This is a genomic window from Mogibacterium timidum ATCC 33093 (genome assembly GCF_000525775.1).
Classification (GTDB): Bacteria; Bacillota; Clostridia; order Peptostreptococcales; family Anaerovoracaceae; genus Mogibacterium; species Mogibacterium timidum.
The window spans coordinates 52,480-76,843 of sequence record NZ_JALU01000020.1; the positions used below are offsets into that span (position 1 = coordinate 52,480).

Here is a 24,364-nt window from a genome sequence, read left to right on the forward strand (position 1 = left end):
TTATGGAGGAATAACCATGAACATAAAGAAAATGGAAAGAGCATCTATTATCCTTTTGATACTTGTGTGCATAGGGATAATGTTTACCGGATGTTCTAAATCAGTAAAAGAAGAAGCTATGAATGAAGTTAAAGCTTTAAAGGCATCTGAATATATGACAGAAGACCAAAAGAGCATAGAAACACTAAAAAAATCCTTTATCAATAGCATTGACAAAGCTAAAGATGATAATGAAATTAAGAAAATTGTAAAGCAGTTTAGAACTGAAAAGAAAACCTTCGCCACAAGGAAGGATAAGATTAAGGCATATAAGGATCTTGTAATAAAGCAGGCAGGAGACAAGAAAGCTGAAGCTGAGAAAATCTTAAAGGCATATGAGAAAAAGCTTAATGCTGTCAAATCGAACAAGGAACTTGAGAAACTAACTAAAGAAATAAACGCTAAAATTACAGAAAAGACCGGAAAATCAATAGAGGTTACAACTTCTGAAATTGAAACATCCACACCAGCCGGAAAGGAAATACAGAAACAGCAGGCAAGTCCGGCAAGTTCCAGAAATAGCGGAAGTTCTGCTGAAACTCCTAAAAGTAATAGTGGTTCGAGCAGTTCCAAGCAGAAAGTATGGGTAGTAGATAAGCCGGCATGGACGGAAACAAAATACAAAACTGAAACATACACATATACGGTGTATATATGTGGAGGAAGAGAGTTCCCAGATTATGATTCTGGATATGCATATTACTGTGAGCTGGGTGATGCAGGCACTCCATCAAGATTGTATCCATCTACCAAGACAGGTACAAGGCAAGTGCCATACACGGTAACACATCCGGAGCAAGGACATTGGGAATACAGATAAATGATTTAAGCCACTCGAAAGGGTGGTTTTTCTAATGCTTAAAATTCAAAGGAGAAGAGAATGGCAAAAAAACTAAAGGGTATACCTCCATAATAAATATAAAAATTAAAACAGATTTTAAGAGCGGTACACTTTAAGAGCGGTACACAGCCGTTTTTTTTCGTGTATTTTTTTACAAAGAAAGGAAAAAGATGATAAAAAAATATAAAAAATTAACTGCGATTTTTGCAATACTTGTGACTATGAGCATGACAGCAGTTCCAATTCTATCCTTCGCGGAAACAATTCCACAGGGAACTGCTAAAAGTACAAATCTGAAAGAAAATTCTGCTTATGTTGAAAGCGAAAAAGAAGCAGAAAAACCGGTAATTCCGGAAAAAGACAGCACTAACCCAGATAAAAGCGAAAATTCTAAAACTGAAAAGGCTGAAACAAAAAAAGATAAACCGGAAACTGAAAAATCAAAGCCTGAAGATAAAATAAATTCAGATATAAAAGTTAAATTTTCTGCTTCCGGAAATGGTTCGTTCATCGTTAAAAAGGTAGGCGAACCTGAAGAGAAACTTAGAGATATTGAAGCAGGAAAGACGGATTACATTAGTGCAGAAAAAGGGGAAACCTTTGAGGTATACACCTACGCATTAGATGGTAACAAGCTTACATATAGACTAAATGACATAGAGAAGGTATCTGAGAACAAGGAAACAGTTAATAACACTCTTTTGAAATTTAAGGTAACAGGAGATAAGCCTGAAGCAATTCTTTCTTTTACCGGTGGTGAGAGTTTAGGCTCATCTGTACAGGAGATTTTTGCTGTACCGAGGTCATTTGGAAGTTCTAAATCTATATATGTATCCATAGAAAAATATCAATATGGATATGATGCTAGTGGACAAAGAGTGGCTCAAAATAAATACGGCAAATTTACAACATCTACAAGTGGAGTGTATGGCGGTGCTGTATATTGTGCAGAACACGGTAAAACTCCAACAGTTGGAGGAATTACAGGAACTCTCATATCGGACACTACAATCCGTAAAATAATGTACTACGGGTATAGAGGTCCAGCTCAGTGGTCGGGGTTTGCATCAAGTTCCAATAATAGTGCATACAAAATTTGGGGGTCAAATACAAATAAGACGGAAATTGCCGGTACAGTAATAACATCACAGGCTCTTTCTAACAGATATAGAAGTTTGGGCGGAAGTGGTATAACTACAAATCCACAAGGGTTAAGTGCTTTTATGTCATATGTTAACAGTCAACCGGATCCCGGAAACAGTTATGCTGTATATAGGGCTAGTGCTAGTGGACAAGACCTAATGTTTGGAGTATATCAGCCTAAAGGGTATGCAAAGGTGCAAAAGAGTGTGGCAAGCAACAAACACCTTACAGATGAGTGCAAGAATATGTACTCACTAAAAGGAGCGGAGTACCGGGTGTCTAAGAACAAAGATGGCTCCGGATACTTGGGGTCGCTAACAACAGATGCAAGCGGTAAGACAAATACGCTGAAACTTACCCCTGGAACATATTATGTGAGAGAAGCGAAAGCACCGAAAGGGTTTGCACTAGACCCTACAGTACATACTGTAAATGTCGTTTCGGGACAAACTGCTACGGTGCAATCAAAAGACGAACCGCTTTTTGACCCAATAGGTATAGTTCTTCAAAAGACCGCTACAGATAACAGCTATTTAAATAAGTCAGATATGTCTGATGCTGAATTTGAAATAGCTTACTATAATGAAATGCTTGATAAGGTAGAAGGTAAAACTCCAACTAGAAAATGGGTTTTAAAAACAATGAAAGCTCAAAACGGGAATTATGTATCTCTTTTGCAAGATAAATATAAAGTATCCGGAGATGCTTTCTACAAGAGCGAGAAAGGCTCTATTGTTATTCCAAGAGGTACAGTAACAATTAGAGAAATTAAAGCACCTAAAGGTTATAAGGTTGATTCTAAAGTCTATGTAACTCATGTAGACAATGACCTGAATTTCAAAGACCAACTTGTATATAACTTTGGAAATACGCCTAAACAGCCCAATAAACCGTTAAATCCGGAAATTCATACCACAGCATTGGATAGGGATACTACGGATAATATCGGCTCATACGGAAAGAATATAACCCTCATAGATAAGGTGGCATATAAGGAACTGTCAGAAAATGAGACATATACTGTAAAAGGTGTTCTTATGGACAAGGCTACAGGAAAGCCACTTATGGTAAATGGGAAGAGAGTTACAGCAGAAAAAACCTTTACCGTGACAAAGGATAATTCTACTATTGATGGAAATGGTGCAAGAGGAACGGTAGAGCTGGAATTTAATGTGGACAGCACAGTATTAGCCGGAAAAACAACCGTTGTTTTTGAGCATCTATATTATGACAAAAAGGAAATTGCCACTCACACAGACATCGAAGACGAGGGACAGACAGTCCATTTTTCTGAAATTAAGACAACTGCAAAATCTGCCGAAACAGGAAGCATGCTTGGTATGCCAAGAGAAAAAGAGATTCTCATAGATACAGTTAAGTATACAAATCTCATTCCGGGTAAAGAGTACACTATAAAGGGTGTGCTTATGGACAAAGATACAGGTAAGCCTATAAAAGACGAAAATGGTAGAAAAATCACAGCAGAAAAGACCTTTACTCCGAACACGGCAGAAGGCAGTATAGATTTAGAGTTCACATATAACTCGCTTCTTCGTCAGGGGAAGACGACCGTTGTTTTTGAGGATGTATACCATAATGGAATAAAAGTTGGAACACACGCAGACATTAATGATAAAGGACAGAGTATAGAATATCCGAATATCCATACTTCCGCAGACTTTAAGAACCTAGGAAGAGTTAATAACGGAATGGTTACAATACTTGATAAAGTGTCATATAAGAATCTTGCTCCGGGTAAAAAATACACCGTAAAAGGCATTCTTATGGATAAGGCTACAGGTAAGCCTTTTATAGCGAACGGTAAGGAAGTAAAAGGGGAAACTACCTTTACACCTATAAGTTCAACCGGAACTATCACGGTGGAATTTGCATTCCCGGCATCTGCTATTGAAGGAAAGACTGTTGTTGTATTTGAGAATCTATATAATGACAACATTAAAATTGCAACTCATTCAGATATTACAGATATGAACCAGACTGTTGAAGTTGGTCGAATGAATGTAAGATACGGCGGTGCAAACGGTTATCCAATTACAGGAGATGAGAATGTAATCTGGATTTTTGCAAGCATTCTATTACTTTCAGCCGCCGGACTTATGCTTGCTGTAAAGCGTAAAAATAAGAAAAATAAAAAAGATAAATAGGATACTGGAGGAAGAAGAAATGAGAAAAGGAAGGATTATATCTACTGTCCTTATTCTTGTATTTATACTTTCTTGCTGTTTTGCAAATGCATCAGCTGAGCTGGTAAAAAAAGAAATATTCATTAGCGAAACAAAGAAAGCTTCATATGATGCACCGAAAGAAATAGAGGAAGGCGGTAAAGCATATAGGCTAAAGAAGATAGATTACAAGGTTATCAGAAGTCCGGAGGAGCTTAAGGGGGAAGTTGAGATTAAAAATCTTAATGAGAAAAAAGTTCCTTTAACTAAGAATATTGAAATTGATGGAAAGAAATACACCCTTTATCTTGATACAGGTAAGACCAAATACAAGAAAGACAATAAAGAAGAAAAATATGTGTATGAAGCAAGAGACCCAAATAACTTCGTTCCTGAGCAAACAAGAATTTTTAAGCACGCTGATGGTAAAGACCTTACAGGAAAACTAAAGTCCACAGTTAAGGGACAAAACTACGGAAAGGGAATTACCGTACCGGGAAGATTTGATGGTTCTCCTAATGCTAAATATTTTCGTTTCGCAGGTTCAGGAAATTTCTATCCGCTGGATACATCAGTTCCAACATGGAAAGGCTATGAAGGAGACATACTAGCTCATCTTGGATTAAATCCAAATACACATAGCATCACAGGCGGAAGATGGACAGGAACTGATGGAAGCGGAAAAAACGCAGTCTTTTCTGGAACAAGAACAGTATGCGATTACACATGCACCTATACGACTGAAGGGGGCGGAGATACATATACAGCAAATGCAGTATATAACGGATATGAAATTGAAGCTTCAGCCATATATGAGGAATATATGACATTAAAGACAAAAATCCTTATCGGAATAGGTATAGGAATCCTAGCACTTGCAGTTGCAGTAATCATATATTTTCTTAAGAGAAGGAAAAAGAACAAGGAAGAACAATATATTTAGGAGGAGAATATGAGTGAGAAATTAGCTGTTGTAATAGAAGAAGAAAACTTTGAGATATCTCCTGAAGAACTGGATGGAATGCTTGGAAGACCGGATAACGACTATGACCCAGAAACAGCTTATCAGGTAGATGAGGTTGAAATTATACTACCAAAAGAAGTAAGGGAATAACTGTTAGGTGGACGGAGAACCGTCCTTTTTTATTGGGAAATTATTGGCAAAGGAGCTGGTAAATATTATGGCAAATAAGAAAAGTGAGGAATTTAGGCGTCAAGTTGCAGACATGTTTATAGAAGGCTTAAGAAAAGACGGATTAGCATGGAAGCAAGGCTGGAAAAGTGAATCTATTCTTCCTACAAATGCTAAGTCCGGTATTCCATATAGGGGAATGAACAGGATAAACCTTTTCTATACAGCATTATCTAGGGGATATGAGGATACAAGATGGCTTACCTTTAATCAGATAAAAGATGCCGGATATGCACTAGAGAAAGGCTCTAAAGGAGCAAAAGTCGAATACTGGTATCCATTTGACAGACTGGAAAGAAAACCACTCACATGGAAGAAATACAATATGCTTATCAAAGACGGGATAGACAAAGAGCGGTTTGCAATATTCGTCAAAATGTATACGGTATTCAATGGTGACAATATCAAAGGACTTCCGGAAAAAGAAGAATATATAAATCCGGATATTAAGCCGGGTGAGCTAATAGAAAAGCTTTCAAAAAGTATGGAAGTGCCAATAATCCACGACATAAACCATGAAGCATGCTATATCCCCTCAAGAGATGAGATTTTTTTACCACCGGTAGAAAAGTTCTTGAATGCAGAAGCATATAACGCTACAGCACTACATGAGCTTGCACATTCTACCGGGCATGAAAGCAGGCTTGATAGAGAAATGGCGAATGCCTTTGGTAGTGAAGGGTATTCTTTTGAGGAACTTGTAGCAGAAATGACCTCTGTTTTTATGAGTGTCCATACGGAAATAGACCCTATGAATACGGATATTGAGAATCACCAAGCATATGTAAATGGATGGATAGAAGCTATAGAAAAAAGTCCGGAAGTTCTTTCTAAAGCCATTAAATATGCTGAAGAAGCTACCGCATATATGGAAGAAAAAGCAGGGATTTCGGAAGAACTATTGAAAGAAGCTGAAAAGATTAAGGCGTTTGAATTTGAATATAGGATGCTTGGAAGACTGCAACAGGACTGTGAATACTACTTAGGAGCTGGGGGAAAAGATGCTGAACATGCACTTTATTATCATGACGAAAAAAGACATATAGAAGAGATGAAAAATTTATATGACAAAGTACCGATTAAACCTGAATGGCTTTCAGAAGAAAAACTGAAAGAGTATGAAAAATTACTCTTGAATACGAATGGTGATATTTTACAGGAGTTTAATGATAAGTTCTATAAATTCGGAGTAGTGTTAACCTCTGAAAATGAAGTTAGAGCCTTAACTCATGACGAGGGATGGATTACATGGTTTGATAAAGAGGGTAAATGCATGGGTAATACCGACCAGCTGAATATTTGGTTGTCAGACAGGGGTAATTCGGATTATCCGGATAGTGAGCAATTTTTGATGCCTACATGTGAAGATGTCCTTGAAATGGTGGAGAGTATTGCTAAAGTATATGGCATTACAATTCCTGAAGCACAGCTAGGGAATGTAATCGATTTAGAAGATTTTGGAGAACTTAGCTTTAATGCGACTAATTTAAAAGCTGATTTTCTAAAGGATGCTGAAGAAAACTTACATGAAGAAAGTCCGGTAGAAAGGCTTAAGGACATGTTTAACAGTAAAGAAAAAGAAATTGAAGCAGAAGGGAATACTTCATCGAAGGTAAGGCATAAAGCACTAGAGTTAGAACTGTAGGAGGATGAAATGGTAACAAAAAATACACTAATAGAAATTATTGCAGAAAAAGAAGATATTACAAAGACTAAAGCAAGCAGGATTCTATCACTTATAGGGAACGGCATTATGGAAGCTGTTTCCAACGGAGAAAGAGTAACGATTGCCGGGTTTGGAACTTTTGAATCAAAGGAAAGAAGCGAGCGGGATGGAGTCAATCCTTTCACCGGAGAAAAAATTCATATTCCGGCATCAAAGGGAGTTAAGTTCAAGCCCGGTAAAGCATTTAAGGAAAGCGTTAACAAATAGGAAATATAACTTAAAATCACGGAGGTAAAAATGGGAAGTTTTGCATCACAGCTTACAGCATTCGTACAGAGTGCCAGACCGCTTATTATTGCACTTGTTGCAGTAGCACTACTTATTAACGGTGCTATGATGATATATCCAAGCGAACGAGGAAAGGAAAGGGCGAAGGAAGCTCTCCCTTGGGTTGTAATTGGTTCAGCTATAGCGTTAGGAGCTGTAGCTCTTGCATCAGCTTTAACAAGTGGATTTTAAACTATATAGACCGGAGAGATGGTAATTCCATCTCTCCGGCATTTATATAAAGGAGCTGGATTATGAGTGAATCTATAAAGGATAAAGAAATAAAAATGACAGCAGATGAACTGAAAGAATATATAGAAAACATGCCTGAAGGAACTATAGTAAATATTGATTTTGATAGGGAGACTGAAGACAATGCCTAAAAAGAGGGAGCTTAATGTTGTAAATGTAAGACTTGTGGATGCACCTTCACTATATAGCGAGGAGGTATTGGATTCCCCTGAAGCTGTTTCTAAAGTTGTAGCTGAAGAGTTTAAGAATTATGACCGTGAAGTTTTTGCTGTTATAAATTTAAATACGAAACTAAAGCCTATTAATATAAACATTTGTAGTGTTGGAACGCTCGATGCAACATTGATAAATCCCAGAGAGGTTTTTAAATCTACTATTCTCTCAAATGCTTCGGCGTTTATTGCTGTTCATAATCATCCTTCCGGAGATGTGAACCCATCAAGAGAAGATATATCAGTAACAAAAAGGCTCATGGATTGTGGCAATCTACTAGATATAAAGATGTTAGACCATATTATCATTGGTGGGGGAAGTGGTGAGATTTACAGTTTTAATGAAAAAGGTCGTTTTGACAACCTATACATTGAAACTACTGAAGTTAGAGAGAATATGGTAATGGAAAAGGAAGGGGTAAGAAAAACAATGGATAAAGAAAGAGTATATTTAAATGTGCATACCAGTTTTGCAAAATTAGGAATCGAAGACAAAAGTGGAAACGGACAAACTTACAATGTGGTTACATTGCCACGAGGAACAAGCGTAGATGGAAAAGACCTTAGCGGTGGGAGACTTTATCCTTTTGGGATGTACATATACCCAAATAAGTTTAATGATAATCTAATTACCGTGCAATATAAACCGGAGCAAGAGGTACAGGTTAACCTGAAAAACGGTGAAAAAGTAAAAGTTAAGGCTGAAGAACTATGCGAAAGTGTAGATAAAGCTAATAAGAAATATCTTAGTGAACATAAAGAAGTCCAGAATAGTAAAGTAAAGCAAAAAGATAAAGATAAGGAAGTAGAGCTGTAATATGGAACACTTAAAGAAATATATATCCATAAATTTTAGACCGGAACTTACCACAGACAATGTTAATAAGACTATGGTGCTTAACCGCTTTTTAGGTAATCCTCTCATAGTTTTAATATATATAGCTATATTAGATATTGCACTTACACTTGCATTTAGTTTCGTGCTTAATGTGGTATCGAGTATACCCTTAATGCTTAAAGACTGGGAACATTTAGGTAAATATATCAACTTTGCCCAATGTATACCTAACATAACGGAAGGAAGAAAAGTAATCTACTTTTTCTTTTTTACTGTATTGCTACTTGTGGATATTAGGCAGGCATATATGCTTAGGGTTTCCTTTGCAGAAAAAGATATTAACAAGGGGAATCAAGGAACTAGAAGATGGACAACACTAAAGGAAGTTGTTAATCAGTATAAGGAAATTGAACTTATCCCTTCTACATATAAAATCGTTCCGGCTGGAAAGAACATCGAAGAAGACAAGGAACTTCCGGAAGAGGGAGGAAGCTATGTAGATGAAATAATTTGTGATGAAAATGGTGAGGTTATAGAGGAAAAAGTGAAAACACCGAATTGGTATCAGGGAAAAGGAGGTATCCCGGTAACAAGGTGGAGAGATAAACTGTACATAGACCCACAATTAACGAACAACCTCTTTATAGGTACGACACGGTCAGGAAAAGGAGAGATGTTCGTATTTACCCTTATAGATATTCTATCAAGAGCGTATAAAATGGTAGATAGACCTTCAATGATAATTTTTGACCCGAAGCTTGAACTATATAAATCATCGAAGAATACATTAGAAAAAAGGGGATATGTAACAAGACTATTGAACCTTGATGACCCTAAAAAATCTGCCGGATACAATCCACTTGCAATAGTAACAGAATATTATGCTGAAGGAAAACATGATGAAGCACAACAACTTGCTAAATCTTTTGCCTTCAGCATTTTTAATTCCAGTAAAGACATGCAAGAGCCGATTTGGAAAAATACTGCTACAGACCTTTTTACCGCACTAATTTTGGCAGTAGTAAGTGATTGCATAGGAATGGACGAAGAACTTAACTCTAAAAGAAGAGAACACCTTCTTCTGATGAAAGAAAACTTTGATAGCATCGATGATAAAGAGGAAGCAAGCGATAGATTTTATCAGATTTTGGAAAAACTATCTCCGGAAGAAGATGTAATTTTAGAAAGTTCAAGGCTCGGATTAACCTGTGCTCCACCTGAATATGAATTTGCATATATTTATCCGAATAGGAAAAATATCAACTGTTTTTCTGTAATCAACTTCTTTAGGGAACTTTGTGATGTAAATAGTGAAAATGCAGGACAAGACCCTAAAGCCGGAGAAAAACAAGCTGAAACAGCACTAGATGATTATTTCAACAGCCGTCCACAGCTTGACTATGCAAGAGGGCTTTACGCATCAATTAAAACCGCCGGAGATAGAACGAAGGGAAGCATCTATGTAAATATGCAGTCAGCACTCACAATTTTCAGTATGGATTCTATAGCGAGAATGACTGCTGAAAACGATATAGATTTTGCGAGTATCGGTTTTGGAGATAAGCCGGTGGCAATTTTTCTGGGTCTTCCAACAGAAGATAAATCTAATCACTTTTTAGCCCTTAATTTTGTAACGCAGGTTTTTCAGTATCTATTTAAGCTGGCAAAAGCAGACAAGGGAAAGCTAAAGAGAAATGTAAGATTTATACTTGATGAGTTTGGGAACATGCCGATACTGGATAACTTTGGCAGTATGGTTACAAACTGTCTTGGCGTTGGATTTTCTTTTGATATTTTTATCCAGTCATACGACCAGCTCAGGACAAATTACGAGATGGAAATGGACACAATCAAGGATAATTTTGCAAATCAAATATATATTCTTGCGATGGGAATGGAAACAGCAAATGAATTTAGTGAGCAACTTGGAAATAAAACAATAGTGGATCTTCAGCGAACGGGAACAAGGTTTGGTAAGAATAAAACATTTATGGAATCTACAAAAGAGAAACCACTGTTGTTTCCGCAGGAGCTTCAGGATTTGTTTGAAGGAGAATTTGCACTAATCAGAGGGTCAAAGCGAACAGATTTGGCAGGTGCTGCTATTCGCTCCTATCCTATCCTTGCTGAATATATGAAGTGTCCATATTTTTGGTGGTATTTTGTGGCACTTGGGACAGCTATAAAGAGCAGACGGGAAAAAGGAGCTATGAAGGATAAGGATACAGAAGAACCTTTATCTTTTCGTAAAGAATATGGCTACCACTTAAGTCAAATTAAGAGAAAGCTTGGAACTGCATTTTTATATCGCTGGCAATATGCAACGGAAGATTTTCCTAATCCTACAGATATAAGACTTTCAGATATATGTGACGAAAGCAGAGCTTCTATAAACTATACAAAGCTGGTATACGATACAAACGAAGTTATGAGAAAGCTCGGTATTTTTGATTTTGCTGAAGAAGCCGAAATCGGTAAAAAGAAAAAGAAGCTTAGGGATTTAAATTCTGCTTACTATGCCTTTGATAATAAGCTGGCAGAAAAGGTGGAAAATTACAAAGATGAGTTCGGTCTATATCCGGATACGGATGTAAATAAGGCAATGAGGATACTTAAAAACATCCAGAAACAGTATGCCCTTTCAGAAGACTATATATCTTCGCTAGAATCGATTATTATGCAAAGCTAATACAAACTATCGAAAAGTTAATAAAACATGGCTTAAAACTCAAATTTGAAGCCCTAAAATTTTAAAAAGGAAGGAAGAAATATTTTGAAGGAGAAAAAACGAAGAAAATTCGTTCTTAGAAGAGGAATCACTCTTTTAGGAATGGTTGTTTTTGCTTTTAGCATTTTTTCTGTTTGTGCATTCGGAGCAGAAGGAAGCAAATGGAAGGATTTTTATATCCGCAATAGTGAAATAATGAAGACAAATGATTTATTTTCATCCGGCATTAGAAAGATTGGCTGGGGAATAGTAAAAGGATTAGTTAAGTTTTCAGATGCTGTACAAACTCTTTACGATAAGTCTTTCGGCTTCATAGACATGACAACCAACAGCAATATAAACGATTTTGTACAGCGTTTTAAACCGGCTTTCGTAGCACTTACTGCACTTGCACTACTATATTTGGGATACATACTTATTATGAAACATGATAAGAAACCCAATGTAGTTACAAATATATGCGTTGCAGTATTATGTGTAAGTTGTTCGACCTTTATGTTTGGCACATTAAATGGACTTGCTCATTCTTTTAAGACTGGAGTGGATAGCTACAGCATTAAAGGTAATGAAAAAGGAGCTATAACTATCGTAGATGAGAATACAATAGATGTTCTTAAACTGTATAAAAAGCATGGTGATTCTCTTAAGCCTAGTGACTACAACAAAAGCACAGGTGGAGTTACTGAAAAGAATATCAAGTACCTAGATATTAACAATGTCATAAATTATAAAAGCGATGATTTTTCATCAGAAGAAAATCCCTTTAAGTATAGAATTTCTGCATTAAATCCCGGTGGTGGTGAAATTATTTCAGAAAATGACGATGGCTGGGGAATAAATGACGGTGATGATGCTGATTTTGGAAATGAATTTTATTATAGGTATAACTTGCAATGGATTAATACCTTTATACAACTCATATCACTAATAATAGTGTATATAGCAATGTCATATAAATGTGTCAGGGTAGCCTTTGAGCTTGTAGTAGCAAGGCTTTTAGCATATCTATATTCAGCGGAACTTAGTGGTGGTGAAAAAGTTCGTAAAATACTCGCTTTCATCAGAGATAGCTATATTCTGCTTGGAGTAACAGCAATATGTATAAAGCTTTATGCGGTATTTACCGGGCTTATACACAGCTATGTTGGCACTAGCATTACATCTGCTGTATTTTCTCTTTTTCTTGCTTTTACCGTTATCGATGGTCCGAACCTTGTAGAGCGACTTCTAGGCATGGATGCCGGACTGAAATCTTCTACAGCAAGAATGCTTGCAATCGGTGGAATGGCAATGGGAGCTACTAAATTTACGGCTAGAACCAGCAAAAACATTATGGATAGGCTTATGGAGAGAACCAAGAAAGGAAGCGATTTAGCTTCAGCCGGAAAAGGTATGGAGAATTTAGCCGGAAATGACAAAAAAGCACAAGATAAAATGGATAAGAACAGTAAAGAAAATAACTCTGTAAATAATACAAATAATGAGCAGGGTATGCAGGGTGCTGGAAAAGATAGAGATACAGAAATTCGTAATAGTTCGGATAGTGTTAAGGATTCAGGAAAGGATTCGGCTGGAACAAGTCCGGACTTCATGGATAAAGGTCAAAATATGAATGATAAGGTTAATTCCGATTTGGCATCAAGGATGGATAACAGAATGAGAAAAGATGGAAGCAGTCTTGGAAATCAAATGGACAAAATGAGCAGAACAGGAGTATCTGACAGGAGAAGTGAAAGAACATCCATGCCTAAGAGAAATACAGGGACTAAAAGTAGGTATGTTGATAGGGATAGCAAGAAAGGAGAATAATTCATGGCAAAGACAATTACGACAACCAGCATCGAAAGTAAAAATCGAGTGTTTGGAAGCTATGATGTTTGGGATTTTCTATTTATCATGCTGTATGTGATGCTTTCATATGGATTAAGGCTATATGTACATCCAAGACTTAGGATTCCGTTCTTTATATTTTCAGTCATAGTAGCTGTTTTTCTTACATCAAGGAGTAGTATGAATAAAAGAAGAAAAAATTATGAAAGCCTATATTTTCTCTTATCCGCAGACATTTCGGCATATAGACCATTTTACAGAAAAAATGAGGAGGAATAGAATTGAGCAATAAAAAGAAAAAATCCAAAAAGGAAGAGACCATAAAAACAAATTTGGATATTCTAAATATTAGAGAGTATGACGAAGAACTGAATGCCTTTAAACTGGCAGACGGTTCTTTTTTAGACTTCTTTGAAATTGTGGCAAGAGACAGGCAGAATCTTCAGGATGATGCGGTTAGATTTGACATTATCACTCTTACAAGGTTTGAAAGGTTATTTTCACCAGACCATAAAGATATAGGGCTTAATTTTCCCATAAATACAGCAGTACAGAGAAGAAATCTTGAAAGAAAACGGAAACTTACAAATGACCCGGTAAGAAGGAAATGGCTTGAAAGAGAAATCGATGAGCTTCTAACCCTAGATAGCAATATTGATCGAAAAGAATTTTACCGGATGTATTTTGGCGAGACTAAAGAAGAACTTATAAAAAATAGAACCAATATTTTAAGTTGGATTGGCAGGGGCAGGAACAAAATTATCAAGGAAATCGATAAAGAAAAGAAAATTCAAATTATAAGAAAGCTTTGCAATATGAACGCTCTTATTCTTCCGGATGAACTTAGAGAGGATATAGACTATGAAGATTAGAAAAAAGAAAGACAAAAAGGAAATCGCACCGATTGATAGTGAATTATTTGAATATATTCAGCCAGCCGGAGGAATTACATTTAAAGAGCCAAATTACATAATGACAGGGGATGGATATGTCAGGTGTCTACACCTTTATCAGCTTCCAAAAATCCTAGATGATTTTTGGATGGATAAAATCTTTGGAATAGAAGATGCTATAGCCATGATGGATATAAAGACAAAGGATAGTGCTGAAGTTAAGAAAAACATTAACAAATCGCTAAAAGAAGAATTTGCAAGAGCAAATACAGCAAAGGACTATATGGAGCTTTACGATGCAAAAATTCGTCAGCAGGAATTAACGGACATGTACGATGAACTTACATCTATGGGAGAGGTGGTTAAGGATGTAGACATCAGGCTCTATGTAAGTGGCAGAAATCTCGTAGAACTGGATGAACGCTGTGAGCAGATTATGAAAGACCTTGAAGCTGATTCATATATGACGGCAACTATGCTAAATGAAGGGAAACGAGAATGGCAAGCACTTTTTGAACCCTTTACTGTTCAACATAGTAAGCCTTTTTCAATGAAAGCTCATCCACTAATGACAGAGCAAATAGCAATAGGAAATCCATACTGCTATTCAGAGCTTGTGGATGATAATGGAGATTTTATCGGCTTTACACCAACCGGGGGAGTTGTAATTTTTGATGAATTTGCCAAAACTGCATCCAGAAAACATTATAACAGTCTCGTCTGTGGTGATATGGGGTCGGGTAAATCTACATATCTCAAAAAACGCTTTAAAGCGAATGCTTGCAAGGGCAACTTTATTCGGACTTTTGATGTAACCGGAGAATTTGAAAATCTAACAAAAGAATTTGGAGGAAAAACAATCAAATGCAACGGAGAAGACGGGATACTTAATCCGCTTGAAATACTCCGTGCCGGAGAAGATGAATTTATTTCATATTCAAAGCATATTGCAAAGGTATCTACTTTCTTTAAGTGTGTAGTGCCTTCAGCAACGGATTCCATGCTTATATCTCTTGAAAACTACTTAAGAGAGTTTTATAAGAAATACAAACTTCTTCCGGAGGAAGGCAAACAAATTACAGGACTTCCGGCAAGGCAATATCCAAGATTTTCTGATTTTTTGAAATTCCTTCAGGAAGAAATCGAAAAAGAGAAAATGCGTCCTACATCAAGTTCTGTAGATGAAGCTCTTGCACAGACAAAAGCCATAGCATTATCTGAAATTGAAGAAGCAGTAAGAAGCCTTGTGCTGAACTATGGAAAAATGTTTGATGGATATACCAGCGTTGACAATCTTGTGGATGAAAAGATTGTCACCTTTGATATTTCAGACATTAAAGACCTTGGAGATATTTTCGTTGCACAGATGTTCAATATGGTATCTCTTTGCTGGGATAATGCGGTCGGAAATGGAAGTATCATGAAAAAGATGTGGGAGAAAGGAGATATTGACATAAGAGATGTTGCTTGCTTCCTTATTTTAATCGATGAAAGCCACAGATGGGTTAATACCTCCATGCCTAAAATATTACAGCTTCTTATTTCATACTTAAGAGAAGCTCGAAAGTATTTTGCCGGGATTACCTTTGCTTCTCAGTCGGTTAGAGATTATATGCCACAGGGAGAAGGGGATAAGTATGTTGACCTAATAAGGACATTATTTGAACTTACGCAGTATAAGTTCATGTTCCGGCAAGACAGTTCAACACTTCCGCTTCTCAACAATATATTTGGGAATGCCTTGTCCTTCAGTCAGATAGACCAGATCCCTTATCTTGACATAGGTGATACAATTCTTTCTATTTCAGGAGACAGGAGCATAAAGTTCAAGGTATGGCTTAGCAAAGACTACGAGGAAAAAATATTTGCTGGAGGCAGATAATGAAGAAAAAATTGATGATAAAGCTTGCTATTTTTGGATTATGCTTTTCACTTATTTTTCTTTTACTGTTTGTTTCCCTTGTAGCAACGATGGAGCAGTCGTATGTTGCAAGCTGGAAGAAATTAAGCTATGATTCAGGTGCCGGAGATGGTAGTGCTACAGGAGAAGATCTTGTAGCATATGCTCTTACCTTTGCAAATAAAACACCTATGTACCGCTACAGGCTTGGTGGCTATAAGCTCTCTCAGAAGAAGGGGGAGGGGACAGATTGTGCCGGGTTTGTAAGCCTTATATATGCACATTTTGACTTAAATACTTGGGGGAAGATAAATTATGTACCTTCGCTATGGCAAGCCTTAAGCAAAAGCGGTAAGAAGGTAAAGGAAAAGGATATGAAGCCCGGAGATGTAATTTTCTTCAGCGAAGGAAGTAGTTTGCATCATGTTGCTATATATGCCGGAAATAACGAGATTGTACACGCTTCAGATGAGAGAGTTGGAATTGTCAAAACTCCGGTATCATATTCGCTTATGGGTGGCAGAAGACATATAAGTGGTGTGATAAGGATTATAAATGATGATGCCGGCGGTGCTAAGGCTGGAGTAGTAAAGGGCAAAAGAACTTCATATCCGTCTAAAAATAATCCATTTTTCTTCAGTCCTAAGTATAATGCTTTTGTAGGAACTGCATACGGACCACCGGCACTTACACATAACTGCACATGGTACGCATATGGCAGATTCGGTGAAATATTAGGGCGAAGACCGGCACTTCCAACGGGTAATGCTGATTCGTGGTATGGAGCTTGCACCGCCTATAAAAAGGGAAGAACACCTAGAGTAGGTGCAGTAGTATGCTGGCGGTACAGTAATGGGTCATATGGTCATGTTGCAGTAGTTGAGGAAATTAAGTCTAACGGAGACATTGTAACCAGCAATTCAGGATGGCGAGGTGCTCATTTCTGGATGCAGGTCTGGACTAAGTCTTCAGGTTATTCAGGAAACGGAAGTATACTTCAAGGCTTTATATATCAGCCTTAAAACAAGGAGGATAATTATGATAAACAAAATAAGAGATATGGACGGTTCGGATAAGGCTAAACTTGCTGTTATTATCGTCCTTTTGGTAATAACCGTAGTCATTGCTATTATTCCGCTTCTTCACAGTAAAAAAGAAATGACTGTATCAGAGCTTAGAACCGAACTTAATGATACAGCATGGGAAAGGAAGACAAAAGAAGGAACGGAAGGACGATTCTTTTCACAGTTTGGTGAAATGTGTATATGCACACTAAAGGATAATGGTAAAGTAAGTAAAGATAGTTGCTGGATGCAGTATGAAATTACAGAACCGGGAAACATCTTTTTAACAAATCATGATGGAGATACCTTACCAAGTCATACTAAAAATAAAGGAGACCATAAAATATCTGTAGACGGAGATACTCTTGAAATTGATGGAGTAAAATACCACAAGGCAGATTTTGAGAAATGGAAAAATATCAGTTATGACTATGAAAGATATTGGCAGTAACCGAGAGCTTCAGCGTAATGCTGGAGCTTTTATACTTAGGAGAATGAAATGAAGAAAAAGAAGAGATTACACCTTTCATGTGCAGAAGCAAAGAGGGGGATATATAAAAGCAGAATTGAAAGTCTTTATGACAATACAGTTTTTCTTGATTCACCGGAGGAAGCAGAAATACTGCTGTTGCCTACAGAGAAAGATGGCATTTTATCTAAAGAGCAGAATGATTTACTTGAAAAATATAGTTCAAAACTTGAAGTATCAATTTTTCCGGGAGAACCACTTCTGTCTGGAGAAACGGAGATGCTGGATAAATACTTTTCTCCAGATAGCGAAGTGGTAAAAGAAGATATAAGTTATGAATTGGAGCTATGATATGAATGAAGGATACAGGGAAAAGAGTTACAGCAATAAAAGAAAAAAGATTAAAAAGTCCGGTAACAGGCTTCTTTATAGTTTCATCGTAATATTTTTACTGGGATATGGCATATTTTTTTCATCTAAATTATGGCTCAAAGCACCGTATGAGGGAGTGCCTATCACGCCTATAGGTAAGGCAGTAACGGAAGAAGATAGGGTAGTCACGATAGATAGCTGGAAATACTCAAAAGAGGATAAAAAGATGGAAATTATAGTCACCGTTGAAAATTTATCTCTTGATGGGATTGATAGTTATAAATGGAGCGTAAAGACTGCAAGTGGAAGTTTAAACACAAAAGTGGTTTCAGAGAATAAGGATTTTACTGTCTTACATGTAAGTGATGTTCCAAGAAGATGGACTGAAGTAGCACTTGTAATGGAAATGAAACCGGAAGATAAAAGTAAGGGAAGCGATTTTAAGCTTCTAAAGCTATATACAAATGAGAAACATGTAAAAGCTGAAAGACATATAAAAAAGAAGAGTACCTTTGAGTATAAGAAAGAACAGGTCAATGGTAAAATTGATAATTATAAGAATCAGCTAAAGGAACTGAAGAAACAAAAGAAGTCTATAGAAAGCTCTATAAATAATGCGGATAAGAAGATAAAAGAGCTTACTGATGATATGAAATACCAGACAGGGCAGGAACAAATGAAAACCGGTGAGCAGATTAGCGGTTTTGAAGGAGAGAAAGAAAGCCTGAAGGAGAAGCTTGAGGATAAGAAGAAGGAAATAAAGGAGATGAGGGATAAGATACATATTCAAGAGAAACTTTTGAAAAATATTAGCTAGATATATGAACAGAAACAGTTTTCTAACGGGTTTGCATGTGCAAGCCCGTTTTGTGTTAAGTGGAGAGTAGTAATGATAAATCTTAATGAAATAAAAAGAGATGTTAATATTGTAGAGTATGCGAGAATCATAGGACTACATCCGGTAAAAGTAGGAAGGTATTACACGCTAAAGGAACACGATAGCGTGAGGATTAACCCGGATAAAAATATATTTGTGAGAAACTCTACAGGAGAATGTGGTTCAGTCGTTGATTTTGCAATGGCTTTTGCAGGATTGAATTTCAAAGATGCTATAAACGAAATTTCTAAATATACCGGGGCTGGAGTAAGTGAAATTTCTAATTCCACCGATGTGACAGTAAAAAAAGAATATGAAAAAGATAAAGCATTTTCTCTAAAACTTCCGGAACAAGATTCAAACATGAAAAATGTTTTTGCATATTTATGTAAGACAAGAGGAATAGACCAGCAAATAGTACAGGAAATGGTAGAGAAAAAAGTCCTTTACCAAGATATTCATAAGAACTGCGTTTTTGTTTCAAGAGAAGAAAGTGGAAAACCTAAATTTGCAAGTATTAGAGGGACAAATACATATAAGAAATTTGTTGCTGATGCCTTTGGATGTAACTATTCTTACGGACTTAGACTTCCCAGTAATGGGAAAAGTAGCCTTATAGTAACAGAAAGTGCTATTGACAGCATGAGTGTTATGAACCTTATTAAGCTTAACGGCAATGACTATCACGACTATGATTTTATAGCATTATCCGGAGTAGGCAAAGGAGAAACAGTAGTAAAAAATGCTGTAGTTAGCAAGGGATATAGCAGGGTATATTTATGCCTAGATAATGATGATGCAGGGAGGAAAGCGAGTATCCATCTAAAAGAAAACATTGAAAAGACTACAGGCATAGATGTGAAAATTCAGCTTCCAAGAATAGGGAAAGATTATAACGATATGCTCATAGCAGTAAAAGAAAAAACAAAGGAAAATACAAAGGACTTTAAGAAATGTATTGATAGAGAATTGTAGTTTAAGGAGGAAAGATGAGCAAAAGAATACTATTTGCAGGAAGCAGGGCAAGCGGACATTTTGCATATGAAGAAGCTTTATCTAAAGGCTGGGATATTGAATTTGTAGACACCGATTATAATTATATAAAGCGTCAAGTTGCAGATATATCCGCAGTTGCAGAAAAAGGATGTGACTGCATTATTTACGATACCAGAGAATATCTTGAGGAAGCTGAAGTAATTGCAGATGTAATAGCCAGTATCCGAAGGGCTAATGGGGCAAAGCCGATACTGTTAGTTCCTACAGCAAACAAAGAAAATTCATTAATAGGTGCATGCCTTGATAAAGATATAAAGCTTTTTATAAATACCGGGACTGGAACTCCTACAGACTGGAAACGGGAGCTTGTACTTAACATAACCGGTCATTATGATGCTGAAGAAAATGAACCCAAATTTACAAGAGAAGCTAGGGAATATAATTCAAGACGAAAAATCAAAAATGATTCTTTTTTAACTATTGGTGTTGCCGGCTCTTGCCATCGTATTGGGACAACTACACAAGCAATACAAATTACACGATTTTTAAATATGATGGGGTATAAAGCGTGCTTAATCGAAGCGAATGGAAATATGTATCCTAATAAAAGGTTGCAAGATGAACCAAGAACTGAGCTATCATTTTTCGAGAAGATAAGATTGATTTTTAATGTAGAAATCGATGAACCCGACAAGGGATACATAAGAGAGCAAGGATTGGATCTATATTATAAACATGATTATATTTCCGAACTTACCGACCAGAACTATGATTATTTTGTATATGATTATGGGGTATATACTGATGCCGGATTTAATAAAACTGCCTTTCTTAAAGATAATTTACAGTTTTTTTGTACAGGAGGGAATACAGCAGAATTTGAGTATGCACTAGATATAGCCGAGAATTTGTCATATAAAAATGTTGATTTGATTTTTTCTTTTACTGCTGAAGCAGACAGAGAGGACATTGAAGAAACTGTAAAAGAGCAGGGTACAAACGGCAGAATATTTTTCTCAGAATATACGCCAAACCCATTTATACTTTCCAATATTGACCTATATAAGGAGATGATTCCTCTGGAAGAAAATGAAAACACAATAGAAATATTAAAGGAAAAACCTAAAAAGAAAAAAATAAGGTTCTTCAGAAGGGGGAAAGATGAGTAGATATGATAAGCTAAATAAGATGCTCAAAGCTGAAAGGGAATTTAAAGAGAACCAACAGCGTCTTCATGATAAGCACACATCTGTACCTGATAATGCAGTTATAGTGGAAAAAAGTACAGCAGTTAGAGCTACGCTGGGCTTTATAAAGGGGATAGGAAAGACGATTGCAGGAGTGATATTTATTATTTTGGCTGCAATCGGGATATTAACACTTGTCTATCCTAATTGCAGGACTGAGCTACTAACTGTATTACAGGAAATGTTCATGGAAATAAAATCTATGAACTAGAGGAAGGATTAACTAATGATAGACATTGGATTTAAGCATGTTAAAGAGTTTGCAATAGAATATGGTGAGAACTTAAGCTTTGCCAGTAATATTACAATTAAAGACCTTGATATGGCAGATGCAGATGTTTTACCTGAAAAACTTGCTGAAGTTGAAGAAATTTTGTGTAAGGATTTTGGGAAATTTTTAGCCGAAAAAGATTATACCTTTGGAAGCTGGGATTTTTCAGATGAAGAAAGAGAATTATCTGCATATGGATATGTAGACATTTACTACAGAAAAGCTCTTCTAAAGTATTTTACAAGAAGCAGGCTAAAGGTTCTTAAAAAGAAAGGAAAAAGATGAGCTTAGTTGTTATAATGGCAGAAAAAGCAAATGCCGGAAGAGATATTGCTGAAGCTATAGGACTTAAAAACATACAGAAGATTGATGGAGGATTTCTTTCCGGAGAGGAAGGAGATTCTCTTTTTATAATAGTGCATTCACAAGGGAATTGCCTAAGACTATTAGAGCCGGAAGAAATCAACCCAAATTATGAAAAGTGGAAACTGGAAGATTTGCCAATTATTTTTGACGATGATGATCTGAAGCCTAATGATACTTATTCAGCAAAGAGATACGGAGCAATTAAGTCATATCTTCAGAAAGCAGACTATATTATAAACGCCGGAGATGCCGGGCGTGAAGGAGAGCTAATCCAGCGTTGGATATTGAAAAAAGCGGAGATAAAAAAGCCTGTAGGAAGGCTATGGTCAAGCAGTCTTACAAAGGATGCTATACAAAAGGCTTATGATAACCTATTAGGAGCTTCCTATGAAGAACAACACATGTTAGATAATTTATATTATTCCGGAGCTACAAGGCATATTATGGATAAGCTTATAGGATATAACTACAGTAGACTTATCTCTTTGACAAAAACTCAAGGAGTAACCGTAAATTATGGCAGATGTAAATCACCTATTATTCACGCAATAGTGGAAAGAGATAATGAAATTGAGAATTTTGTAAAGCGACCTTACTCATATATAACTGTATCTCTCAAAAGCAATGACAGTATTTTTGATGGGATACTCATATGTGAAGATGGCAAAAAGCGAGAGTTTGATACTAGAGATGATGCTGAAAATTTTGTAAATAAACTCAATAAAAATAAAAATGGAAAAGTAATATCATATAAAGCTGAAATAAAAGTCAAGAATCCTCCTAAGCCTTACGACATATTAACTCTACAGAAGAAGATGAGTGAGATGTATGGCTTCAATGCAGATAAAACGCTTAATATATGCCAAAGGCTTTACGATGAGCATAAGATATTATCTTACCCTAGAACGGATAGCAGATACCTTACGACAGATTTACAAGGTGAGGTTAAAGAGAAGCTACAGGCATTAAATTTTGGTAAATTTAAGACTGCGGTAAACAAAGCTTTACCACACGAAGCACATGATAGATATTTTAATAATCTCAAGGTCACAGACCACCATGCGATTATTCCGGTTTCTTCAGAAGGTGAAATAGAGAAAAAATACGGTATACTTTCCGAAGACGAAAAAAGGGTATTTGATGAAGCGGCAAGAAGCTTTATTACTATCTTTCTTCCGGGATGCAAATATGAAGCAGTATCTCTCATTACAGATGTTTCAGGAGAAAAAATCAAATCTACGGAGAAGCATATTTTAGAGGAAGGTTACTTATCTATATATCCGAAAGAAAATAGAGAAACTGAAGATTATCTTTCTTCCGGGAAGATACCCAAAAACATAGAGGAAGGTACTGTATTAAATGTAGAAAAGATAGACATATCTGATACAGAAACAAAACCTAAACAGCACTTTACTACAGCTTCGCTATTGGACTATATGAAAATACATAACATTGGAACTGGAGCAACTAGGCATGAAATTCTTTCCGAGATATTAAAGAAAAAAGGAGCGAATTACAGTAGTTCCGTTAAAAAGGATGGTAAGTATTACATTGCTACAGATTTTGGAAAGAAGATGGATGAACTAATTCCGGAAAAACTTAAGTCTATTGAGTTTCTCTCCGGGATTGATACCAGACTTAAAGCTATAGAAAATGGAGAACTTTCAAAAGAAGAGTTTATGAGGGATGTACAGGAAGAATTTGAGTCTATTTACCGAGAAATGACGACTAATAAAGAAATTTTAATGAAAAACATTAAAGAGAAAAAAATATCTAACTTTGAATGCCCGTTTTGCAAGGAAAAGCTTGAGGATAAGGGCTGGGGTTATGTTTGTCAAAACTGGCAAAAAGATGGAAAGGGCTGTAATTATAGCATTCCGAAAAAGATTGCAGGGAAAATCATATCAGATAAAATCCTTAAAGAGCTTATAAAGACTGGGAAAACAAAGGAAAAGGTAAAGGGCTTTAAAAGTAAAGCCGGAAAGAAATTTGATGCATTTTTACTGTATAATTTAGATGGTGATAATAAGGTTAATATACAATTTGATTTTAACAGAAAGAAGTGAGGTGATATGTATGAGCGATGCATTCAGAAAAATGCTACTTGAGTTACTGCTTTTCTTTAGAGGAATATATAGATTTTTCTTTAAAGGAATTTTTGTAATAACACTACTTCTATTAATTGCGAATCATTTCTTAGGAGCTGGCGGTACTATTGGAAAGATACTTAGTTCTCCATCGGATTATTTTTATATAATAGGTATGATGCTTTTTGCCATTTTTGCTCTATGGCTTTATGACAAGATTATATACCTAGTTATGCCGGAGGACGAGAAAGTTATACTGCCATTTTGATTGACAAATATAGGATATAGGATATAATAAAGGTACAAAAAGCGGTGAACCCTACCATGAGTGGGAACGAAAAAAGCGGTGAACCCTACCGTAAGTGGGAACGAAAAAAGCGGTGAACCCTACCGTAAGTGGGAATGAAAAAAGTTTAAGGGGAGATGCTTATCTCCTCTTATTTTTTTAGAAAGGTTTAGCATTATGAAAAGCTTAAAAATATATAATGTGGCTTATAGGACAAAAAACGTGTTACAAAACCGCTATAGCCATTGAAATTTCAATGGCTATAGCGGTTTTATCTTTTTTGAA

24 protein-coding genes are annotated in these 24,364 nt (G+C 36.3%); all 24 read left to right on the plus strand.

The genetic code is table 11. The annotated features are described in order from the left end of the window. Positions 1-16 precede the first annotated feature (16 nt). The 24 genes from HMPREF0581_RS05680 (at position 17) to HMPREF0581_RS05785 (ending at position 24,061) form a co-directional block, all read left to right on the plus strand. Positions 17-859, plus strand: coding sequence for a hypothetical protein (locus HMPREF0581_RS05680; RefSeq protein WP_036381226.1), 843 nt, complete (start codon positions 17-19; stop codon positions 857-859). A 191-nt stretch (positions 860-1,050) separates the two neighbouring features. Then, positions 1,051-4,188: a VaFE repeat-containing surface-anchored protein gene (locus tag HMPREF0581_RS05685; protein WP_036381229.1), complete on the plus strand. Its 3,138-nt coding sequence runs from the start codon at positions 1,051-1,053 to the stop codon at positions 4,186-4,188. Between the two features lie 19 nt (positions 4,189-4,207). Next, complete coding sequence (locus HMPREF0581_RS05690; protein WP_036381232.1) at positions 4,208-5,149, plus strand: hypothetical protein; 942 nt, start codon at positions 4,208-4,210, stop codon at positions 5,147-5,149. A 9-nt stretch (positions 5,150-5,158) separates the two neighbouring features. Beyond that, entirely contained in the window at positions 5,159-5,320 is a 162-nt protein-coding gene (locus tag HMPREF0581_RS08770; protein WP_156918843.1) for a hypothetical protein, read from the plus strand. A 67-nt stretch (positions 5,321-5,387) separates the two neighbouring features. Beyond that, a complete protein-coding gene (locus HMPREF0581_RS05695) occupies positions 5,388-7,043 on the plus strand; it encodes a zincin-like metallopeptidase domain-containing protein (RefSeq protein ID WP_036381235.1) in 1,656 nt (551 codons plus the stop codon). A 9-nt stretch (positions 7,044-7,052) separates the two neighbouring features. Further along, complete coding sequence (locus HMPREF0581_RS05700) at positions 7,053-7,331, plus strand: HU family DNA-binding protein (protein WP_036381238.1); 279 nt, start codon at positions 7,053-7,055, stop codon at positions 7,329-7,331. Between the two features lie 30 nt (positions 7,332-7,361). Continuing rightward, a complete protein-coding gene (locus HMPREF0581_RS05705; protein ID WP_036381240.1) occupies positions 7,362-7,583 on the plus strand; it encodes a hypothetical protein in 222 nt (73 codons plus the stop codon). A gap of 62 nt (positions 7,584-7,645) precedes the next feature. Next, positions 7,646-7,774, plus strand: a complete 129-nt coding sequence (locus tag HMPREF0581_RS08975; RefSeq protein ID WP_276324511.1) for a hypothetical protein — start codon at positions 7,646-7,648, stop codon at positions 7,772-7,774. Continuing rightward, on the plus strand, positions 7,767-8,672 hold the full coding sequence (locus HMPREF0581_RS08555) for a JAB domain-containing protein (protein ID WP_084645359.1): 906 nt from the start codon (positions 7,767-7,769) through the stop codon (positions 8,670-8,672). The genes HMPREF0581_RS08975 and HMPREF0581_RS08555 overlap by 8 nt, the downstream gene beginning before the upstream one ends. 1 nt (position 8,673) lies before the next feature. Beyond that, the gene (locus tag HMPREF0581_RS08335; RefSeq protein WP_051426954.1) at positions 8,674-11,382 is read left to right on the plus strand and encodes a type IV secretory system conjugative DNA transfer family protein; all 2,709 of its coding nucleotides are present in this window, start codon (positions 8,674-8,676) and stop codon (positions 11,380-11,382) included. Positions 11,383-11,466: 84 nt separating this feature from the next. Next, entirely contained in the window at positions 11,467-13,230 is a 1,764-nt protein-coding gene (locus HMPREF0581_RS05720) for a pLS20_p028 family conjugation system transmembrane protein (RefSeq protein ID WP_036381243.1), read from the plus strand. Between the two features lie 3 nt (positions 13,231-13,233). Further along, positions 13,234-13,530 carry a DUF5592 family protein gene (locus tag HMPREF0581_RS05725; RefSeq protein WP_036381246.1) on the plus strand — a complete coding sequence of 99 codons (297 nt, stop codon included), beginning with the start codon at positions 13,234-13,236 and terminating at the stop codon, positions 13,528-13,530. Positions 13,531-13,532: 2 nt separating this feature from the next. Beyond that, entirely contained in the window at positions 13,533-14,123 is a 591-nt protein-coding gene (locus HMPREF0581_RS05730) for a hypothetical protein (RefSeq protein WP_036381250.1), read from the plus strand. Further along, the gene (locus tag HMPREF0581_RS05735; protein WP_036381253.1) at positions 14,113-16,026 is read left to right on the plus strand and encodes a VirB4 family type IV secretion system protein; all 1,914 of its coding nucleotides are present in this window, start codon (positions 14,113-14,115) and stop codon (positions 16,024-16,026) included. Before HMPREF0581_RS05730 ends, HMPREF0581_RS05735 begins: the two co-directional genes overlap by 11 nt. Beyond that, positions 16,026-17,066, plus strand: a complete 1,041-nt coding sequence (locus tag HMPREF0581_RS05740) for a CHAP domain-containing protein (protein WP_036381257.1) — start codon at positions 16,026-16,028, stop codon at positions 17,064-17,066. Before HMPREF0581_RS05735 ends, HMPREF0581_RS05740 begins: the two co-directional genes overlap by 1 nt. A 16-nt stretch (positions 17,067-17,082) precedes the next feature. Next, a complete protein-coding gene (locus HMPREF0581_RS05745; protein WP_036381260.1) occupies positions 17,083-17,559 on the plus strand; it encodes a hypothetical protein in 477 nt (158 codons plus the stop codon). Between the two features lie 48 nt (positions 17,560-17,607). Beyond that, on the plus strand, positions 17,608-17,928 hold the full coding sequence (locus tag HMPREF0581_RS05750) for a hypothetical protein (protein WP_036381263.1): 321 nt from the start codon (positions 17,608-17,610) through the stop codon (positions 17,926-17,928). A gap of 1 nt (position 17,929) precedes the next feature. After that, positions 17,930-18,766 carry a hypothetical protein gene (locus HMPREF0581_RS05755; protein WP_036381266.1) on the plus strand — a complete coding sequence of 279 codons (837 nt, stop codon included), beginning with the start codon at positions 17,930-17,932 and terminating at the stop codon, positions 18,764-18,766. A gap of 72 nt (positions 18,767-18,838) precedes the next feature. Then, positions 18,839-19,801 (plus strand): DUF3991 domain-containing protein, encoded by a 963-nt coding sequence (locus HMPREF0581_RS05760; protein ID WP_036381268.1) that lies wholly within the window; start codon positions 18,839-18,841, stop codon positions 19,799-19,801. A 14-nt stretch (positions 19,802-19,815) separates the two neighbouring features. Further along, positions 19,816-20,991: a hypothetical protein gene (locus HMPREF0581_RS05765; protein ID WP_036381272.1), complete on the plus strand. Its 1,176-nt coding sequence runs from the start codon at positions 19,816-19,818 to the stop codon at positions 20,989-20,991. Beyond that, complete coding sequence (locus HMPREF0581_RS05770; RefSeq protein WP_036381275.1) at positions 20,984-21,280, plus strand: hypothetical protein; 297 nt, start codon at positions 20,984-20,986, stop codon at positions 21,278-21,280. Before HMPREF0581_RS05765 ends, HMPREF0581_RS05770 begins: the two co-directional genes overlap by 8 nt. 15 nt (positions 21,281-21,295) lie before the next feature. Continuing rightward, the gene (locus tag HMPREF0581_RS05775) at positions 21,296-21,625 is read left to right on the plus strand and encodes a hypothetical protein (protein ID WP_036381278.1); all 330 of its coding nucleotides are present in this window, start codon (positions 21,296-21,298) and stop codon (positions 21,623-21,625) included. Next, positions 21,622-23,772 (plus strand): type IA DNA topoisomerase, encoded by a 2,151-nt coding sequence (locus HMPREF0581_RS05780; protein WP_036381281.1) that lies wholly within the window; start codon positions 21,622-21,624, stop codon positions 23,770-23,772. The genes HMPREF0581_RS05775 and HMPREF0581_RS05780 overlap by 4 nt, the downstream gene beginning before the upstream one ends. Before the next feature lie 10 nt (positions 23,773-23,782). Further along, positions 23,783-24,061: a hypothetical protein gene (locus HMPREF0581_RS05785; protein ID WP_036381284.1), complete on the plus strand. Its 279-nt coding sequence runs from the start codon at positions 23,783-23,785 to the stop codon at positions 24,059-24,061. The last annotated feature ends 303 nt before the right edge of the window (positions 24,062-24,364 follow it).

Coding starts and splice junctions, on each gene's coding strand:
- HMPREF0581_RS05680 (WP_036381226.1), top strand. CDS start 17: ATGAACATAAAGAAAATGGAAAGAGCATCTATTATCCTTTTGATACTT.
- HMPREF0581_RS05685 (WP_036381229.1), top strand. CDS start 1,051: ATGATAAAAAAATATAAAAAATTAACTGCGATTTTTGCAATACTTGTG.
- HMPREF0581_RS05690 (WP_036381232.1), top strand. CDS start 4,208: ATGAGAAAAGGAAGGATTATATCTACTGTCCTTATTCTTGTATTTATA.
- HMPREF0581_RS08770 (WP_156918843.1), top strand. CDS start 5,159: ATGAGTGAGAAATTAGCTGTTGTAATAGAAGAAGAAAACTTTGAGATA.
- HMPREF0581_RS05695 (WP_036381235.1), top strand. CDS start 5,388: ATGGCAAATAAGAAAAGTGAGGAATTTAGGCGTCAAGTTGCAGACATG.
- HMPREF0581_RS05700 (WP_036381238.1), top strand. CDS start 7,053: ATGGTAACAAAAAATACACTAATAGAAATTATTGCAGAAAAAGAAGAT.
- HMPREF0581_RS05705 (WP_036381240.1), top strand. CDS start 7,362: ATGGGAAGTTTTGCATCACAGCTTACAGCATTCGTACAGAGTGCCAGA.
- HMPREF0581_RS08975 (WP_276324511.1), top strand. CDS start 7,646: ATGAGTGAATCTATAAAGGATAAAGAAATAAAAATGACAGCAGATGAA.
- HMPREF0581_RS08555 (WP_084645359.1), top strand. CDS start 7,767: ATGCCTAAAAAGAGGGAGCTTAATGTTGTAAATGTAAGACTTGTGGAT.
- HMPREF0581_RS08335 (WP_051426954.1), top strand. CDS start 8,674: ATGGAACACTTAAAGAAATATATATCCATAAATTTTAGACCGGAACTT.
- HMPREF0581_RS05725 (WP_036381246.1), top strand. CDS start 13,234: ATGGCAAAGACAATTACGACAACCAGCATCGAAAGTAAAAATCGAGTG.
- HMPREF0581_RS05735 (WP_036381253.1), top strand. CDS start 14,113: ATGAAGATTAGAAAAAAGAAAGACAAAAAGGAAATCGCACCGATTGAT.
- HMPREF0581_RS05740 (WP_036381257.1), top strand. CDS start 16,026: ATGAAGAAAAAATTGATGATAAAGCTTGCTATTTTTGGATTATGCTTT.
- HMPREF0581_RS05745 (WP_036381260.1), top strand. CDS start 17,083: ATGATAAACAAAATAAGAGATATGGACGGTTCGGATAAGGCTAAACTT.
- HMPREF0581_RS05750 (WP_036381263.1), top strand. CDS start 17,608: ATGAAGAAAAAGAAGAGATTACACCTTTCATGTGCAGAAGCAAAGAGG.
- HMPREF0581_RS05755 (WP_036381266.1), top strand. CDS start 17,930: ATGAATGAAGGATACAGGGAAAAGAGTTACAGCAATAAAAGAAAAAAG.
- HMPREF0581_RS05760 (WP_036381268.1), top strand. CDS start 18,839: ATGATAAATCTTAATGAAATAAAAAGAGATGTTAATATTGTAGAGTAT.
- HMPREF0581_RS05765 (WP_036381272.1), top strand. CDS start 19,816: ATGAGCAAAAGAATACTATTTGCAGGAAGCAGGGCAAGCGGACATTTT.
- HMPREF0581_RS05770 (WP_036381275.1), top strand. CDS start 20,984: ATGAGTAGATATGATAAGCTAAATAAGATGCTCAAAGCTGAAAGGGAA.
- HMPREF0581_RS05775 (WP_036381278.1), top strand. CDS start 21,296: ATGATAGACATTGGATTTAAGCATGTTAAAGAGTTTGCAATAGAATAT.
- HMPREF0581_RS05780 (WP_036381281.1), top strand. CDS start 21,622: ATGAGCTTAGTTGTTATAATGGCAGAAAAAGCAAATGCCGGAAGAGAT.
- HMPREF0581_RS05785 (WP_036381284.1), top strand. CDS start 23,783: ATGAGCGATGCATTCAGAAAAATGCTACTTGAGTTACTGCTTTTCTTT.